At 68.4% G+C, this 14,671-nt stretch carries 15 protein-coding genes and 2 pseudogenes; 8 read left to right on the top strand and 9 right to left on the bottom strand.

Going from position 1 to position 14,671, the window contains the following annotated elements; genetic code table 11:
* Positions 1-73: 73 nt before the first annotated feature.
* Positions 74-871 (top strand): SDR family oxidoreductase, encoded by a 798-nt coding sequence (locus QRX50_RS19760; RefSeq protein ID WP_285974505.1) that lies wholly within the window; start codon positions 74-76, stop codon positions 869-871.
* A 30-nt stretch (positions 872-901) separates the two neighbouring features.
* On the opposite strand, the gene QRX50_RS19755 is transcribed toward QRX50_RS19760, so the two are convergent.
* Positions 902-1,312 (bottom strand): ANTAR domain-containing response regulator, encoded by a 411-nt coding sequence (locus tag QRX50_RS19755; RefSeq protein ID WP_285973414.1) that lies wholly within the window; start codon positions 1,310-1,312, stop codon positions 902-904.
* 72 nt (positions 1,313-1,384) lie between these two features.
* Positions 1,385-1,636: a hypothetical protein gene (locus QRX50_RS19750; protein WP_285973413.1), complete on the bottom strand. Its 252-nt coding sequence runs from the start codon at positions 1,634-1,636 to the stop codon at positions 1,385-1,387.
* A gap of 828 nt (positions 1,637-2,464) precedes the next feature.
* On the opposite strand from QRX50_RS19750, the gene QRX50_RS19745 reads away from it, so the two are divergent.
* Entirely contained in the window at positions 2,465-2,803 is a 339-nt protein-coding gene (locus QRX50_RS19745) for a helix-turn-helix domain-containing protein (protein ID WP_285973412.1), read from the top strand.
* 756 nt (positions 2,804-3,559) lie between these two features.
* Positions 3,560-4,615, top strand: a complete 1,056-nt coding sequence (locus QRX50_RS19740) for a fatty acid desaturase family protein (RefSeq protein WP_285973411.1) — start codon at positions 3,560-3,562, stop codon at positions 4,613-4,615.
* 638 nt (positions 4,616-5,253) lie between these two features.
* Here the strand turns inward: QRX50_RS19740 and QRX50_RS19735 are convergent.
* Positions 5,254-5,862, bottom strand: a complete 609-nt coding sequence (locus tag QRX50_RS19735) for a TetR/AcrR family transcriptional regulator (protein WP_285973410.1) — start codon at positions 5,860-5,862, stop codon at positions 5,254-5,256.
* Positions 5,863-5,980: 118 nt separating this feature from the next.
* On the opposite strand from QRX50_RS19735, the pseudogene QRX50_RS19725 reads away from it, so the two are divergent.
* The 3 genes and pseudogenes from QRX50_RS19725 to QRX50_RS19720 all read left to right on the top strand — a co-directional run.
* Positions 5,981-6,540, top strand: a pseudogene (locus tag QRX50_RS19725) (YihY/virulence factor BrkB family protein); the annotation flags it as partial.
* Positions 6,541-6,662: 122 nt separating this feature from the next.
* The gene (locus tag QRX50_RS50345) at positions 6,663-6,830 is read left to right on the top strand and encodes a hypothetical protein (RefSeq protein WP_434533289.1); all 168 of its coding nucleotides are present in this window, start codon (positions 6,663-6,665) and stop codon (positions 6,828-6,830) included.
* Between the two features lie 183 nt (positions 6,831-7,013).
* Positions 7,014-8,078 carry an NUDIX domain-containing protein gene (locus tag QRX50_RS19720; RefSeq protein WP_285973407.1) on the top strand — a complete coding sequence of 355 codons (1,065 nt, stop codon included), beginning with the start codon at positions 7,014-7,016 and terminating at the stop codon, positions 8,076-8,078.
* 234 nt (positions 8,079-8,312) lie between these two features.
* Here the strand turns inward: QRX50_RS19720 and QRX50_RS19715 are convergent, their stop codons facing one another.
* Genes QRX50_RS19715 through QRX50_RS19705 form a run of 3 tightly spaced genes read right to left on the bottom strand, consistent with a single transcriptional unit; the run spans position 8,313 to position 8,891 of the window.
* Entirely contained in the window at positions 8,313-8,474 is a 162-nt protein-coding gene (locus QRX50_RS19715) for a hypothetical protein (RefSeq protein ID WP_285973406.1), read from the bottom strand.
* On the bottom strand, positions 8,471-8,701 hold the full coding sequence (locus tag QRX50_RS19710) for a hypothetical protein (protein WP_285974794.1): 231 nt from the start codon (positions 8,699-8,701) through the stop codon (positions 8,471-8,473). The genes QRX50_RS19715 and QRX50_RS19710 overlap by 4 nt, the downstream gene beginning before the upstream one ends.
* Complete coding sequence (locus QRX50_RS19705; protein WP_285974504.1) at positions 8,661-8,891, bottom strand: hypothetical protein; 231 nt, start codon at positions 8,889-8,891, stop codon at positions 8,661-8,663. The genes QRX50_RS19710 and QRX50_RS19705 overlap by 41 nt, the downstream gene beginning before the upstream one ends.
* A 127-nt stretch (positions 8,892-9,018) precedes the next feature.
* On the opposite strand from QRX50_RS19705, the gene QRX50_RS49580 reads away from it, so the two are divergent.
* On the top strand, positions 9,019-9,180 hold the full coding sequence (locus tag QRX50_RS49580) for an ANTAR domain-containing protein (protein WP_353074159.1): 162 nt from the start codon (positions 9,019-9,021) through the stop codon (positions 9,178-9,180).
* A gap of 129 nt (positions 9,181-9,309) precedes the next feature.
* Here QRX50_RS49580 and QRX50_RS19700 read toward each other — a convergent pair.
* A pseudogene (locus QRX50_RS19700) lies at positions 9,310-9,507 on the bottom strand (AMP-binding protein); the annotation flags it as partial.
* A 340-nt stretch (positions 9,508-9,847) separates the two neighbouring features.
* On the opposite strand from QRX50_RS19700, the gene QRX50_RS19695 reads away from it, so the two are divergent.
* Positions 9,848-11,029 (top strand): serine/threonine-protein kinase, encoded by a 1,182-nt coding sequence (locus QRX50_RS19695; protein WP_285973405.1) that lies wholly within the window; start codon positions 9,848-9,850, stop codon positions 11,027-11,029.
* A 217-nt stretch (positions 11,030-11,246) separates the two neighbouring features.
* Here QRX50_RS19695 and QRX50_RS19690 read toward each other — a convergent pair whose 3' ends face one another.
* Positions 11,247-12,017 (bottom strand): DUF2382 domain-containing protein, encoded by a 771-nt coding sequence (locus QRX50_RS19690; RefSeq protein WP_285973404.1) that lies wholly within the window; start codon positions 12,015-12,017, stop codon positions 11,247-11,249.
* A gap of 1,588 nt (positions 12,018-13,605) precedes the next feature.
* Positions 13,606-14,625, bottom strand: a complete 1,020-nt coding sequence (locus tag QRX50_RS19685) for an ATP-dependent DNA ligase (RefSeq protein ID WP_285973403.1) — start codon at positions 14,623-14,625, stop codon at positions 13,606-13,608.
* Positions 14,626-14,671: the final 46 nt, after the last annotated feature.

Here is a 14,671-nt window from a genome sequence, read left to right as displayed (position 1 = left end):
TCGAGGAGGGCCCGTGGCCGAAGAACGACTACGCCCGCCGCAGCGACAGGAACCGCCAGGCCTGACCGAGGACATGGACCCGCGGCCGCGAGACACGATGGCCGGCTACGAGGGGCGCGGCCTGCTCGCCGGGAAACGGGCTTTGATCACGGGCGGGGACTCCGGGATCGGACGTGCCGTGGCGATCGCATTCGCGAAGGAGGGCGCCGACGTCGCGATCGCGTACCTCAGCGAGCACGAGGACGCCGAGTACACCGCTGAGCGGGTTCGCGCCGAGGGCCGCGAATGCCTGTTGCTGCCGGGGGATCTGGCTGTCGCGCACCAGTGCCGCGAGGTCGTCGACCAGACTGTGCGCCACCTGCACGGGCTCGACATCCTGGTGAACAACGCCGCGACTCAGTGGCCGGTGGACAACCCCGAAGATCTGACCGAAGAACAGTGGATGCACACGTTCGACGTCAACATGCACAGCTACTTCCGGGTCACTGCGGCCGCACTGCCGCACCTGCGCGAGGGCGCGGCCATCATCAACACTGGTTCGGTGAACGGCCTTCGTGGCAACAAGTCCCTCATCGACTACTCCGCGACGAAGGGCGCGATACACGCGTGGACCATGGCTATGGCGCAGGCGCTCGCCGATCGCGGCATCCGGATCAACTGCGTGGCGCCCGGCCCCGTGTGGACGCCGCTGATCCCGTCGACGTTCCCGCCGGAGAAGGTCGAGAAGTTCGGGCTGCAGGTGCCGTTCGAACGCGCCGCGCACCCGGACGACCTTGCGCCGTCCTACGTTTTTCTGGCCGCCAACCGCCTTTCGTCGTACTACAGCGGCGAAGTCATGGCAGCGCTGGGCGGCGAGACGACACCGGGCTGAGCGATCCCGGCGGGGTCACCCCGAACCCCCTCAACTGCTCGGCAGTGCACGCACTGACGCCGGCGACGGACTGGGTGATGACCCGGAAGCGGGATGTCCGTACGTGGCACCCCGGTCAAGTCGAGGCCGTGGGGCCTCCTGGCGGGCTCGGGGTGCGGTGGTGAGGAACTCGTCGAGGAACGCGCGTGCGACGTCGCAGAGCTTGACGTTGGTGTCCTGGGACAGCTTCACAAGCACGGCGAACGCCTCGTCCGCACCGCAGCAGCGCTGTGCCATCAGCACACCCTTAGCCTGTTCGATCACCCCTCGGCTCTGCAGCGCCTGACGCAGCTGTCGGTTCTCCTCGGCGAGCACCGCCAAGGCATCAGTGCCCTCGGGCGCGTGCCGCGGGGTCGGCGTCGATCGGCTCGTCCGCCAAGGCTGTGACTCCACCGTGGACATGGTCGCTCCCCTCGATCCGCTGGCCATCCGATCCGCAGGACATTCGAATTTACCCGTGGCTGGCGCGGTTGGTCACGCGCCGAGCCGGCTGTAGAGGCGGCTGGCGAGGGCGGCGGCCAGCTGGCTGAGCTCGGCGGTGGGGTCGAGTTGGGCGTATTGGCCGAGCAGTTCGGCGATGACGTAGGCCTCGGTGCCGGACAGAAGCGCTGTCCACGGCTCCCGGCGGCCGCGTTCGATCAGCTGGGTAAGTGCACGGGTGTACTCCCGGTGGTCGCGCACCTTGTCGAGGTCGAACGGATCCTGCCGCGCGGTGGAGTCGGCCATGCCTCATCACCCTTCTGTGTACCGGTGCCCATCGCGTGTCGGCGCTGACCTGCGAGTTCGGGCCGGCGAGGGTTCATGTCGCCGACACGGGAGCAAATCTATGGTGGCTGGGGTAGACATTCAACCCGGGCCGTGTGTAGTGTTCTCCATGTACCGAGAGAGACAACGTCAAGCAGGCGCGGGAGATGACGGAACTACCCGCGAGATGAGACAAGGCGGTCAGGCAGGGCGGGGCCAATCAACGGACAGGTCTCGGCTGGTGACCGGTGAACGACCCGGGATCGGCACGGAAGACGGAATTGGCCAGACGGTCCCGGTGCAGGACGCAAGCGGCGCAGGTGCGCTTGTGAGGTTGTTGACCGCTGCAATATGTGAGTACCGCAGTATCTATCCGGTAAGTGGCAGTGCGAAGTCAGTGTGTGCAGGACGGTCAGGTGGCCGGAGCCGATCACGGACGGGGTTCCGGGCAGTGACCAGCGGCGTTACGCATGCTGGGGCCGATCAGGGAAAGGGTTCCGGCCTGGTGACGCCCGCAGCGGTAGCAGTGGAAGTGCACAGTAAGAAGAAGAACCCGGAAAGAAGGGAAAGGGCACATCATTGGATCGCCCGCGGCGGCTGTGCAGTAGTGCCGCGCGGGTACCGCAGTCCCATCGGATTGGAAGGTGGTTCTCGGTTACGAGTAAGCGATCCCCGCAGTCTCCGCCTCTCCGGCGGACGACGCGGGTACAGGAAGCCGACGTCCGCGTCGGTTGACAATGGTGAAACCCAACCCCTGGGACCCCGGATGCCGTGCACGGCATCCGGGGTCCCTTGTGACGTGGAGGTGGAATGACTCCTGACCAACGCAACGCCCCCGCACCCGGTTCGGGCGGGGCTGACAAATTCGACGACGACCAGTACCCCGCCTACACCATGGGCCGGGCCGCGGACATGCTCGGCACCACCCAGAACTTCTTGCGCAGCCTGGATGAAGGCGGCCTGATCGAGCCACAGCGCTCCGCCGGCGGGCACCGCCGCTACTCGCGGCACCAGCTGCGCATCGCCGCGCGAGTGCGAGAACTCGTCGACGAGGGCACCGCCATCGACGCCGCATGCCGCATCATCTCCCTCGAAGACCAACTCCACGAAGCCCAGCAGCGCGACACCAGTCAACAACCCGCCGGCTGAGCCTGCGAGGTGCACCGCCGACCCGCGCGGTACACCTCCCCAGGTGCAACCTCTACGCCGTGGCATTCGCCGCCGGACCGGAGCGGGAAAGCTCGAAGGAAGCGGGAGGTCGTCACGCGAGGGTCTGAGCTGCTCCTGCTCCGACGATTCCGACGATCAGCGAGAAGCCGTGGCTACACCAGGCCTCGGGCCCGGTGGCAACGACCCGTGCACAGTCGACACGGGGTGAGGGTTGAGCATCGGCAGCCCAACCAGTTCGGTGCTGCGTTCGTCGTGCGGCGGGCAGAGGAGAAACGCGGCTTCCGCGGGTGGGAAGAGCCGTCTCGTGCCGCGGGTCACAGCGGAGTGGATGGCGACGCGCGAGCGGTGAATTCGAGTGCCGCCCTACGCCGAATGCTGCAGTCTCGATGCGCATCGGCAGCGTCCCCACGGGAGCCAGGCGAATCTATGGCATTGGTGAGCGAGCCTAAGCCCGGCCCGGTGGTAACCCTGGTGGGCGCTCGATGAGGTGTTCACAGGGTTCGCCGGCTCGCCGGTCGCGGTGGTCCGCCGCGAGCTGTAGACGGCTGGGAGTGTGTGGCTGCCGGCTGCACGAGGATGCGGGGGATGTGTTCGCGGCCGAGATCGCCGCCGGTGAGCGGGTCGAGATTGACGCGGGTCGGGCGTGTTTGGGTTTCCCGCCCCTGGGGAATCCGATGATCCAGTCCAGTAACTCGCCCCGGACCTCGGCGACGTAGGAATCCGGGAAGGACCAGCATGCCCGTGCCCGCTGAACCGGCCTCAGCCAGTGTTCGCCCTGCCGTAGCGACGCCCCGAAGCCAGGGCGACCACCACTACCGTGAGCTCGCCCGAAAGGTGCGCTCGGCGGGTCTTCTACGCCGCCGGTACGGCTACTACGCGGTCAAGATCGGGGGCACCCTCCTCGCCTTCGCTGGCGGATGCGTTGCGTTCGTCGTGGTCGGCGACTCCTGGTGGCAGCTCGGAATCGCCGTGTTCTTTGCGGTGATGTCCGCGCAGCTCGCGTTTCTCGGCCACGACGCCGGGCACCGGCAGATCTTTCACGGGCGCGAAGCCAATGACCGGCTCGGCCGGGTCCTCGGTGGCCTCGTCGGCATCAGTTACGGCTGGTGGATGGGCAAGCACAATCGCCACCACGCGCAGCCCAACCACGAGGACGCCGACCCCGACCTCGACATTCCCCTGCTCGCCTTCACCCGAAGCCAGACCCGCGACCGGCGTGGACTCGTCCGCTGGACCGCCAAGCACCAGGCGGCGCTGTTCTTCCCGCTGCTCCTGTTGGAGGGCCTCAGTCTGCATTGGGCCGGCGTCCAGGCCGTGTGGCGCGGGGACGTGGACCACAGGCGCAGCGAAGCTCTTCTTCAGCTCGCACACCTCGCGATCTACCTGACCGCGGTGTTCACGGTCTTGTCACCGCCGGTGGCGATCGCTTTCATCGCTGTCCACCAAGGACTGTGGGGTGTCTACATGGGATGCTCCTTCGCGCCCGGCCACAAGGGCATGCCCACCTACACCGGCGGCGCCGTCCCGGGTTTCCTGCACCGGCAGGTTCTCACCAGCCGCAACGTCCGTGGCGGCCCCTGGGTCGACTTCGCGTTGGGTGGCCTGAACTACCAGATCGAGCACCACTTGTTCCCCGGCATGCCCCGCGTCAACCTCCGCCGCGCCCAACCGCTCGTTCGGAACTTCTGCACCGCACAAGGGATCGACTACGCCCAGTGCGGACTGCTGCGCTCCTACCGCTACGTACTGGCCCACCTTCACGACACCAGCGCACCGCTGCGCGAGGCCTAGCAGGTCGGCCGCCTACGAGAGCTACCTCGACGACCGGCTTTCCGACCACAGTGATGAGTTCTGGTCCGGATAAGCACCATCGTGATCGGCCGGCGGCTGATGTGGGGGAGCAGGCGCGGGGCGATGTGCGTGTAGTACCGCACGACGTCGCCTTTGGTGCACCCACTCGGATAAAGCAGTTTGTACAGGTTGGACAGCGTCAGCCGACGTTCCCCAACCTGCACGGTCAGCTGCTTCTCGGGCATTGGGTTCAGCCGCCGGCGCCGCGGCTGGTGTCGGGGACGAGGGCTTCGCTGCGAACGCGGTCCGGTCTCACGCAAGACGGCACGTGTATATGCACGTACATTCCCACCGCTCGTAGGCCGTACGGGTCGGCGGCGCCGGCCCGGTCACGGCCAGCGCCTTGATCAGGCCCCGCCGACGGAAGCCGACCAGCCGGGCCTGGCGTTGAGCCCGGTACGTCCGAGCCACGCACGCAGGCGACTGCGCACGCGCAAACGTGCGGGCTGGCTGCTGGCGCCGACGGCCGGCTCGACACGGACACGGCCCCAGCCTGCCCAGTAAGGCCGGCGTCGACGACCGGCCCGGACGACGCCGTCCGGTGGCGAGAAGCCGACAACCTCAGCCGAAGACCGACCTCAGGCGGGTCCGGCCGCCGCGTCGATGAGCGTTTGGGCGAGTTCCTGGGCGTCTTCGAACGGGCGGGGGTCGTTGAGCGAGGTCGAGAGCGCGCGAGCGCCCTCGAACAGCACCGCGAGCCGCCGGCCCAGGACTTCGGGCTCGCGCGCGCCCGCCTCGGCGGCGGTCTTGATCAGACGCGCGGCGAGTTCCCTCTTGTGACGCTCGACCAATGCCGCGGCTTCGGGCATCGTCCCGGCGGCTTCGACGGCGGCGTTGTGCAGCGGACAACCGCGCACCACCGTTGCCGAAGCCGGGCCGGCCGGACGTTCGGCGAACAGCTCCAGGAGCCGCTCGCGCGCACTGAGGTCGCTGCGTTCCAGCGCGGACTCGGCGAGGACCTCCTCGTCCGACTCGATCCACTGCACATACGCGCTCACCAGCGCTTCCTTGCTCGGAAAGTGCTGATAGAACGTCCGCGTGGACACGTGCGCCACGGCTGTCAGCTTCGCAATGCCGGTGGCGTGTATGCCATCGCTCGCGAACAACTCGGCCGCAGCACGCAGGATGCGCTGACGCGCCCCACGCCCGCCCGCGGGGGCAGCGACCGTCACCTCACTCGTTCCCATACCCTAAGTATAGCGATCGTTTTACATCTCGCCGACCGCCTGCCAGCTTCAAGTTCAGCGATCGATTTACTTCGCGTTGGCGTCCCGCACCGTCGGACCGCGCACGGTCGGACAGACGTGGAAGGTCGTCCCGCTGCGCGTGGCGCTGACGGTCGGCGTCGTGGTGGTCCTGGTGGTTTGCGCGCTCGGGGTGGTGGCGACCGGAACCGTCGCGTAGCGCCTGGGCGAGCTGCTCGGGGTGGGCCGGACCGGGGTCCTGGTGTGGGAGATCGCGAAGTGGCCGGTGATCGCAGTTCTCGTCAGCCTGGTGTTCGCACTGCTCTACTGGGCCGGCCCCAACGTGCGGCAGCCGAGCTTCCGGTGGCTCACGCCCGGCGGACTGGTCGCCGTCGTGCTGTGGGTGCTGGCCTCGGCGGGATTTGCGCTCTACGTGGCCAATTTCGGTTCGTACAACAAGACTTACGGGTCGCTCGCCGGGGTCATCGTGTTCCTGGTGTGGCTGTGGATCTCCAACATCGCCCTGCTGCTCGGTGCCGAGCTGGACGCCGAGCTGGCCCGCGGCCTCCGGCTCGAGGCGGGCGGCGGGGGTGGTGAAGACGAGCCGTTCCTGCGCGCGACACCACGGCGATGGACGCTGACGAAGCGGACGCCGTGTCCGGCGAGGTCGCGCGGGAATGAGCGCGCCGCCGACCGGCCCGTTGCCGCTCCTCGGTTTGGACGAGCGCTGGCGTGGTATTCGCCGGGCCAGGGGCACTCCGGCAGACATCGGCCGGTGAACCGGCTACGCCCGTGGAGGAAACATGAGCACACCCGAAATCGACCCGGTCACCGCGGAAAGCATGGAAGAAGACGCTGACTTCGGTGACGAACACACCGAACCGACCTTCCGCGACCAACCTCCGGAGACACCGGGCGCCAGGACAGAAGACGAGGGCGGCGGCGATCACGGCGGTATGGACCCGCGTTGAGGCCGAGCGAAAGCGTAGGCGCCCATACGCATCTGCGTGTATTGGGTCTGGGAGGCGAACCACTACGGGAGTTGAAGCGGTGTGAATTGCCGCGAAGGCGCCGAGGCGCGACGGGGTGGCCCGGACTTGGTGCTGTCCCTGACCGAGGATCAGAGAGCTGCACTGGGAACCGATGCGGCGGAGTTGGCAGAGGCGCTGGACACGGTGCTGGTGGGGCTGGCGGCGATGCGGAAGGGGCGTGACGCCGAGTCCCTGGGAGACGAGACCACCCTCAAGGACCGTCCGGGCGATACCGGACTGGCGTGGGACGAGCGGTTGCTGCGGGACGTGTGCGGGCTGCTGGCCCATCTCGAGGGTGTGCGTTCCGCCGGAATCCGGGCGCACACACGCGACGGCGGGTCGTACGGCCAGCTGGCGGCGGCCATGGGCGTGCCCCGGGCCACCGCGCAACGTTGTCGGGACGACCTCGGGGAGCCGGGGCCGGCCGAGTTGTGGGCGACCGGAAGCCGCAGCGGGGTGAGCCACGCCGGCTCGCGGGTGCCGGACACGATGCGCTCATGGTCCACGCCGTGGCCGGGATACATCCCGGTGGACATCACCCCGTCGGAACTCGTGGGCGCTGGACTGGAACGCAGCGTGCGTGAAGGTTGGGCTGATCCCTACGCGACGCCGAGCGATGTCCCGGACTGGGCTGACCGGCAGGCGGCTGCCCTGGTGCCGTACCGGCTCGATGAGCGGCGTCGGCCGCTGAACCCCACCGGCCGCACCGGAAGGTGTGGACGGCACCTCGGAAAATGGGGCGAGAACCAGGCCGCAGACCCGATCGTCGTGGCCGGCGCCGGCGGTGCGGAACCACAGGTGCTGCTCATCCTGCGCCAGGACTGCGCGGAGTGGGCCATCCCCGGCGGCATGGTCGACCCGGGTGAGACCGCAGAGCGCGCGCTGGTCCGCGAGCTGCGCGAGGAAACCGATGTAGACCTGGCCGGTATGGATCCGAAGATTCTGACGCGGACCTACGTGGACGACTGGCGGAACACCGATCACGCGTGGGCGTCGAGCACGGTGGCGCTCTACCAGATCGAGGAACCGCTTACGGCCACCGCGGGTGACGACGCGGCCGCGGTCTTGTGGGGTCCGTTCGCCAGCCTGGACGGACTCGTGACGGCGATCGAGGGTGCTGGAGGGAAGCTGTACGAAGGGCACCGGCCGTTGCTGTCGGCGGCTCTGAAGCACCTCCGCGACGTCTGATGCGCCCTCGCCGGCCACCGCGTCGGGAAGTGCGCCACCTCCGGTCTGAAAGGGCCGTGCCGGCCTGAACGCCCATCGGTGTGAGCCCGCCGTCGATGAGGGGTGATGCGCCGGCCAACGGCCGGTCCCGCCGGTTGATGCGACCGCTGAGCCGGCCACTTCCGGGTTGTCCTCAGCGCGGGCGGGTCGAGCCGGTGGTGCGACGGTACGCGGTCGCAGCACCGACACCCGACCTCACGTGTGATCCCGCACGTTCTCCTTCGCTTGGCGCGCGTGGTCCCCGACGTCGCCGGCAGCAGACTGTGGCTCGTCCGTGACGGTCGAGACGGCCTCACCGGCCGTGGATTTGATCGACTCGACGGCCCGCTGCACGGGCTCGGCCAGATTGTCCTTCATCTCCCGCGCGGCCTGCTCCACGACTGGCTGGGCGTGTTCGCGCGCGAGATCCTCGCTTGGCCCACGACCTCCCGCTCCCGCTCGGTGCCCGGCAGCAACGAGGCGACCAGCCAGCCCGCGCCGAAGGCGATCAGGCCGGCGGCGAGCGGGTTGCCCTCGGTTCCGCGGCGAACCGGCTTCGGGGTTTCACCCAGCGTTTCCGCCGCGGAAGCCGCGGCGGACCGCACCTGGTCGGCCGCGTCGGAGGCCAGAGAACCGGTGTGAGACGTGACCGATCCGAGGGCGTCCTTCGCCGACCGGGATGTCCTCGCCAGTGCCCATCACCTTGTCCTTGGCATTCGTCATCGCCGAGCGGACACGCCCGACGCGCCGCTGCACGATCCGGCTGGGAGTGACCTTCTCGCTCAACGCGTTCACATCGGCACTCAGCTCCCGCTGGGTGGTCTTCCGGAACACCGGCTACCACACCCTGCTACGCCTCCGCCCCGACCCTCACCGGGCGCTGCAGACCCGAGGAGGGATCGAGCAGGCCAAAGGGGTGCGGATGGCCCAGCGCCGCTGCGGCCCGCAGGAGGCGTTCGCCGGCCTCGTGAGGCTGTCCCAGGACACCAACGTCAAGCTCCGCGACGTCGCGCGAGCATTCGTGGACGAGTTTCTGTCCACCGTCCCCGCGGAACCGCAAGGTGGCCCCACAGCCGCTGCTTGACCGAGGGACCACCTGCGGATACGCCCTCTCCAGGCCACAGGGTGGTCTTCGCCGGCACGCCACCACGGGGCCTATCCGATCATCCTCGCGGGAAACACGCCGAACGGTGGGCGGGTGCCGCGCGCGGGCGATCTGCGTGAAGCGGTCGGAAATCGCGCGCACGCCGAAGTCGGGTGAGCACGACGACCAGATCGCGCCCAGCGACGCCGCCGCCAGGAACGCGACGAGCGTCTGCGGGCAGTTCGGCGCCAGCGCCACCACGCGGTCGCCCTTCGCGACGCCCAGCGCCTTCAACGCTCCCCGCGCCGCGGCGACCTGCGCGCGAATCACCCAAATTTCGACCTTCTACAACGGCATCGCGGTCAGCTCCAGTGGCACCCGGCTATGTTCGCCGTCCCGCCCCGGTTCCTCGCGTTCGACCCCACCTCGAGTCAGTCCGGCTCGCCGGACAGCCGGTCGCCGATCACGGAACTCGCTCCGGGCACTGGTGGCACCACTTTCCTGATTCTCGTTTAGCGGACTGTGCCGCTGGATACTTGGTGGGTCACCGACAACATGGGGGTAGCTGCCGATGACGGACGAGCGAGCGAGCGACGGCGTCACCGCTCCTCGGTTCTCCCTCGGTGGCGACGTTGTGCCCCGGGATGATCCAGACCAGCCTCTGGCTTTGACCGTCGGACGCTACGAGGTCCAGCACCTGATCGGCAGCGGAGGTACCGCGCGGGTCTACCGGGCGTTCGATCGAAGGCTCGGCCGCCCGGTCGCGCTCAAGGTGTACGACCGGGACGTCGTCGCGGCGGACCAGGTACGGCGGCTCCGGGAGAAGACCATCCAGGCCGGTATCGACCACCCCGGGGTGGTGGCCGTGTTGGACAGCGGGACCGATCACAGCAGGCCGTTTCTGGTGATGCAGCTGGTGGACGGCGGAAACCTCGCCGAGCGCCTGCTCGCCGGGCCCTTGCCGGCCGCAGAAGTGTCCGGGCTGGGGGTCCGCCTCACCGAGTCGCTGGCACACCTGCACAACCGGCGCGTCGTGCACCGGGACCTCAAGCCCGCCAACATCCTGCTCGGCCCCGACGGCCCGCTGATCGGCGATTTCGGCATCGCCCACGAACTCGGCTCGACCCACATCACCGGCACCGGGTTTGTGACCGGCACGGCCGCCTACCTCGCACCGGAGCAGATCACCGGTGAACCGGCCGGACCGGCCGCCGACGTCTACGCACTCGGCCTCATCCTGCTCGAGTGCTTGACCGCGGAGCGGGAGTATCCCGGCACGATGGCCGAATCGGCACTCGCGCGGCTGCACCGGTCTCCGCGTATCCCCGACGGGCTGCCCGGTCCCCTCGCACACACCCTCACACGCATGACCGCCCGCGAACCAGAGCACCGCCCCACCGCACACGAAGCATTGCAGATGCTGCGCCAGCCCACGACCACGCACACCGGCACCGCGGTCACTGGCCAGGCCCGCGTGCCGGGTTCCACGCGGCGCCGACGAACCCCGATCGCCTTGAGCGGCCTCGCAGCCACGGCCGCGGCGGCAGCAGTTGTCGTGGCGCTCACGAGTCCCGACGCGCCCCGCCCGTCAACTCCCGCCGCCGAAGCACCCACGATGACCGTCCCGGCCCCTTCGGCGACGCCTGTGCAGATCATCCCCGCCCCCTCACCGGCGACGTCCGCAAAGTCACCTGCGACGGCGATCGCTGGGCCACCAGCCCCGCCAGGCCCGGCCTCACTGCCCGGCCCTGGCGCTCTCACGGCCAACCGCGACGACAAGGCTGCCAATCCAGCCGACAAAGCCAAGGGGAAACCCAAGGACAAGGGCAAGGGCCACACCCACCCCTGACACCGCGCAGCCAACCGGACTTCGCCTCCGGCGGCACACCGCGCCCACCTACGGCGTGGCAAGCCGCGAGCCGTGCCCTCATCGCGGGCCGGGCGAGCGATCCGGATCTGGCATCGCCGTGGCGGCCGGTGACGGCGTCGGGGCGCGGTCGCCGGCCGTCCGGCGACGGCGCAGGGGTGCGCGCCCCGACGTCCGCTGACCGAGGTGAGCGCGGCGCTTAATGGCGCGGGCGGTTCTCGGGCAGGTCGTCGGTGTCGATGCGCTCCTTGCGCACCTCGCCGGAGACCGTCTCGGTCTCGGTGACCTCTTCCTTCGCCAGTCGTACTCGTTCGACCGGCACGGCCTCGGTCTCCACGACCGGCCGTTCGGCGTGCAGGGTCATCTCGTGCTCTTCCTCGGAGATGGCCGGGCCGTCGAGAGCGGCGCCGGCGTTGGCCTCGGTGATGGGTTCGCGCTCGACGTGGACCTCTTCGTGCGTCACCGGGACCGAGACCTGCTGAGTCTCGGTGACGACGTACTTGCGAAGCGTCGCCCGGCCGGTCTGCTCTCGCTGTGTGCCCACCCGCAGCCGTTCCTCCGAACGCGTCATCGCGTCGTCGGTGGTGGGGCCGGAGGTGTCCCGCCCGGTGTCGGCCACAGTGTCGGTCCGCCCGACCTGGCCTTGTCCGGTGTCGAGACCGTAGTGCTGGTAGAGCCGGCTTATCTCGCCTGGGTCGAGATGGTTGCCTGAGGGGTCGACGTGGGGTGCATCCTTGACGACGTCCTTGTCGTAGGACGCCTGGAGGTCGTCACCGCGGGGTTGCAGGCCCTGGACGGGCAGGAACGTCTCGCTCGTGCCGAACAGGCCGGTGTTGACGGTGACCCATGAAGGGGCGCCACTGGCGTCGTCGGCCCACAACTGGCCGACCTTGCCGATCTTCTGACCAGCCGTGTCGTGAATGGTTTTTCCGGCCCAAGAAGCGAAATCCTGGGAATGAGGCACTGTCATTTTACTACTTCCTCGTAGTGGTGGGGTCTGGCTTCGCCGCCGATTACCCGGCTGCGCAGAAGAGACACCTGTTCGCGGGGATTTTTTTCTGCCGGCCACCACTGTCACGTGTTTGATGATCTGCGACTTGCCGACAATAAGCGCGTTGAGCTGTACAGACGTCCTCTTTTGACCTTGCCCGGATTTCGATCAGCACCGGTTCACGAAATAAGTTCGCCGACGACGGTGGTATCCGGTCAATCGCAGCCTTCATCCGTCGATGCCACAACCGCTGCACAGACCCGAGCCAGGACTGCTGGCCGGATGATCTCAGGCGGATCCCTGTGGTGCTGAGTCGCGGGCAGCGGACACCGACTGTTGCTTGAAGCCCTTGCGCGTCCGTCGACGACGACCTGCTTTTTGCCCTCGCCGTCATCGCCGGTGGACCGACTCTGAGCCGGCTTCTTTTCTTCGGCGGAACGGGCGCACGATCAGCACCGTCACCTGTCCGCCGCGTTACCAGCAGACCTATCGGACGGCGATCGACCACACCCATCGCGCACTGGAGCTCTACCGGGCGCTGGGCCAAGCGATGTGGGAGGCGGAGGCCTTGAACCTGTTGGGCTGGTTCTCCGCCCGCCTCGATGACTACGACGCTGCAGCCGAGCACCTCCAAGCCGCTCTCTCCCTATTCCGGCCCCACCATGCACTGACCAACCAGGCCCATGCCCTGGGCAACGTGAACCTGATGTTTCGCCGATCAGTGACGAGCCACCGTGTTCTGCGAAAAGACAAGATCAATGGATACCGGTTTCAACGTCTGTCGTCTCCAGGCTCGACGGCCGAAGCCGGTGACGTAGCACCTATCCCTTCGAAGCCCGGATCCGGACCAATGGCGACGGCCGGAGCTGGCTGGCCTTGCTCGAGGGCATAGCGGAGGAACGGAGGTTCACCGGCGAACTGCTGCAGACGGTACCCGACGTCGCCGACGCCAGATATGACGAAAACGGAGGCTTAGTGGTGATCAGCCCCGCTGGCGCAGTTCGATGGCTATCCGGATCGCGGTGAACTCCAGTCCGAAATGCCGGTAGCAGCTGGCGACGGATGCCCACGGCCGCAGGTCAAGGCATTGCGCGTTCGGCTCTCTACCCCAGCCGTTCCACGATGGAGGCCAAGACCGGGCCGCTCCGGGTAGACCTGACGACCTGAACTGCGCGCCGCTCCCCCAACCCGTAACACCGGGCGCTCCGGCGGCGTCTCCTGCTGCGGCGCACCACACACCACCCGACTCATTCCCTGACGTTCTCCGTGAGGATCGGCGGACGCCGGTCGTGCAACGGAGCGACGGCTTCGAAGGCGGCTGAGGCCTTCAGCACCAGAGCATCGTCCATGCGGCGACCCACGATCTGAAGGCCGACGGGAGGACCCGCCGCACGAGCAGGAAGGAAATCCCGCCGTCACCTGCATGCGCGCCCGCGGCCCCCTCGCCTCCACTACCCACGACCTACCCGACGGAGCCCAAGTCCACCTCATGCCCGACCAACCACCCACCAACACCCACGCCGACGGCAACCCGGATCGCGTACGTCGAACTTCACGTGTTCGCCGACTACAACAGCTTCTTCGTCCAAGACGAAACCGCCCGGTTCGACCCAACGACTGGGCCATGCCCCTCATCAACAACCCGGTCTCGCTCAGGCACGACGTCGTCCGGGGAGAGGTCGAGGCGCACGCGGTGCACTCGGGGTCGTTGCCGGTTGGTGAAGACCAGGACGGAGCTTTCGGCGCGGACCTCTACGACCAGGCTGGGGTGCACCGGTCGGTACTCGGTCACGCTGGGGCGGCCGAAGACGCCCGTGGAGATCTTCCTGGATCCCTCGCCGGTGAGCGCGAGGTGAGGACCCGCTTCGGCGCGCAGGGCATCGCTCAAGGCATGGGAGAGGCCGATGCCTTGCAGCGCACCCGGGGGGTCGGGACGCGCGAGCACCAGCTCGGTCGGGTGGTTCGGGTCGCCGGTGACACCGACGACGACGGCGTCGACGACCACGGTAGAGCGGACCTTGATCCAGTCCGCGCGTCCAGGCCGGTAGGGCTTGCCCGGCGGCTTGACCACGACTCCTTCGATGCCCACGCGCGCGCAGGCGGGATCCATCCACGTCATGGCCTGGTCGCGGTCGGTGGTGGCGGGCATCAGCTGCAGCGGGGGCGGCACGCCGTGCATCAGCTGTTCCAGCCGGGCGCGGCGTTGCTGGTAGGTCGAGCTCCGGTGATCACGGTGTCCTTCGGCCAGCAGGTCGAAGGCGACGTAGTAGATGACCGCGCCGCTCTCGGCGCGAGTGCGCGGGCTGCCGGCCAAGGATCCGAAGTCGAGGCGCCCGTCCCGGTGCGCCACGATCTCGCCGTCCAGCACGACGTCGCCGAGGCTCGTAGCCGCGGCGAACAGCTCAGGGAAGCGGTCGGCGAGGTTGTTGTCGCGGCGGGATTGCAGCACGCCATCCCGGGGGAACAGCACACCACGCCAGCCATCCATTTTGGACTCGAACGACAGCGGCCGGGCGGTGCTGGATGTCGGGACCTGCTTCTCCGCGCGCAGGAGCGCCATCTCGACCGGAGGCCGCACTACCGCCATGGCCGCAGTCCTTCCGCGATGTGGCCGGGTGACGTCCGCTGTGGTG

It is taken from the genome of Amycolatopsis sp. 2-15, from assembly GCF_030285625.1.
GTDB classification, from domain to species: domain Bacteria; phylum Actinomycetota; class Actinomycetes; order Mycobacteriales; family Pseudonocardiaceae; genus Amycolatopsis; species Amycolatopsis carbonis.
This window is presented reverse-complemented; position numbering and strand designations above follow the sequence as displayed.

Bases quoted from the DNA above. Each gene is read 5' to 3' on its own strand.
- QRX50_RS19685 (WP_285973403.1), bottom strand. From the start codon at position 14,625: ATGGCGGTAGTGCGGCCTCCGGTCGAGATGGCGCTCCTGCGCGCGGAG.
- QRX50_RS19760 (WP_285974505.1), top strand. From the start codon at position 74: ATGGACCCGCGGCCGCGAGACACGATGGCCGGCTACGAGGGGCGCGGC.
- QRX50_RS19690 (WP_285973404.1), bottom strand. From the start codon at position 12,017: ATGACAGTGCCTCATTCCCAGGATTTCGCTTCTTGGGCCGGAAAAACC.
- QRX50_RS19755 (WP_285973414.1), bottom strand. From the start codon at position 1,312: ATGTCCACGGTGGAGTCACAGCCTTGGCGGACGAGCCGATCGACGCCG.
- QRX50_RS19715 (WP_285973406.1), bottom strand. From the start codon at position 8,474: ATGAAGGACAATCTGGCCGAGCCCGTGCAGCGGGCCGTCGAGTCGATC.
- QRX50_RS19750 (WP_285973413.1), bottom strand. From the start codon at position 1,636: ATGGCCGACTCCACCGCGCGGCAGGATCCGTTCGACCTCGACAAGGTG.
- QRX50_RS50345 (WP_434533289.1), top strand. From the start codon at position 6,663: ATGAGCACACCCGAAATCGACCCGGTCACCGCGGAAAGCATGGAAGAA.
- QRX50_RS19745 (WP_285973412.1), top strand. From the start codon at position 2,465: ATGACTCCTGACCAACGCAACGCCCCCGCACCCGGTTCGGGCGGGGCT.
- QRX50_RS19735 (WP_285973410.1), bottom strand. From the start codon at position 5,862: ATGGGAACGAGTGAGGTGACGGTCGCTGCCCCCGCGGGCGGGCGTGGG.
- QRX50_RS19740 (WP_285973411.1), top strand. From the start codon at position 3,560: ATGCCCGTGCCCGCTGAACCGGCCTCAGCCAGTGTTCGCCCTGCCGTA.
- QRX50_RS49580 (WP_353074159.1), top strand. From the start codon at position 9,019: ATGGCCCAGCGCCGCTGCGGCCCGCAGGAGGCGTTCGCCGGCCTCGTG.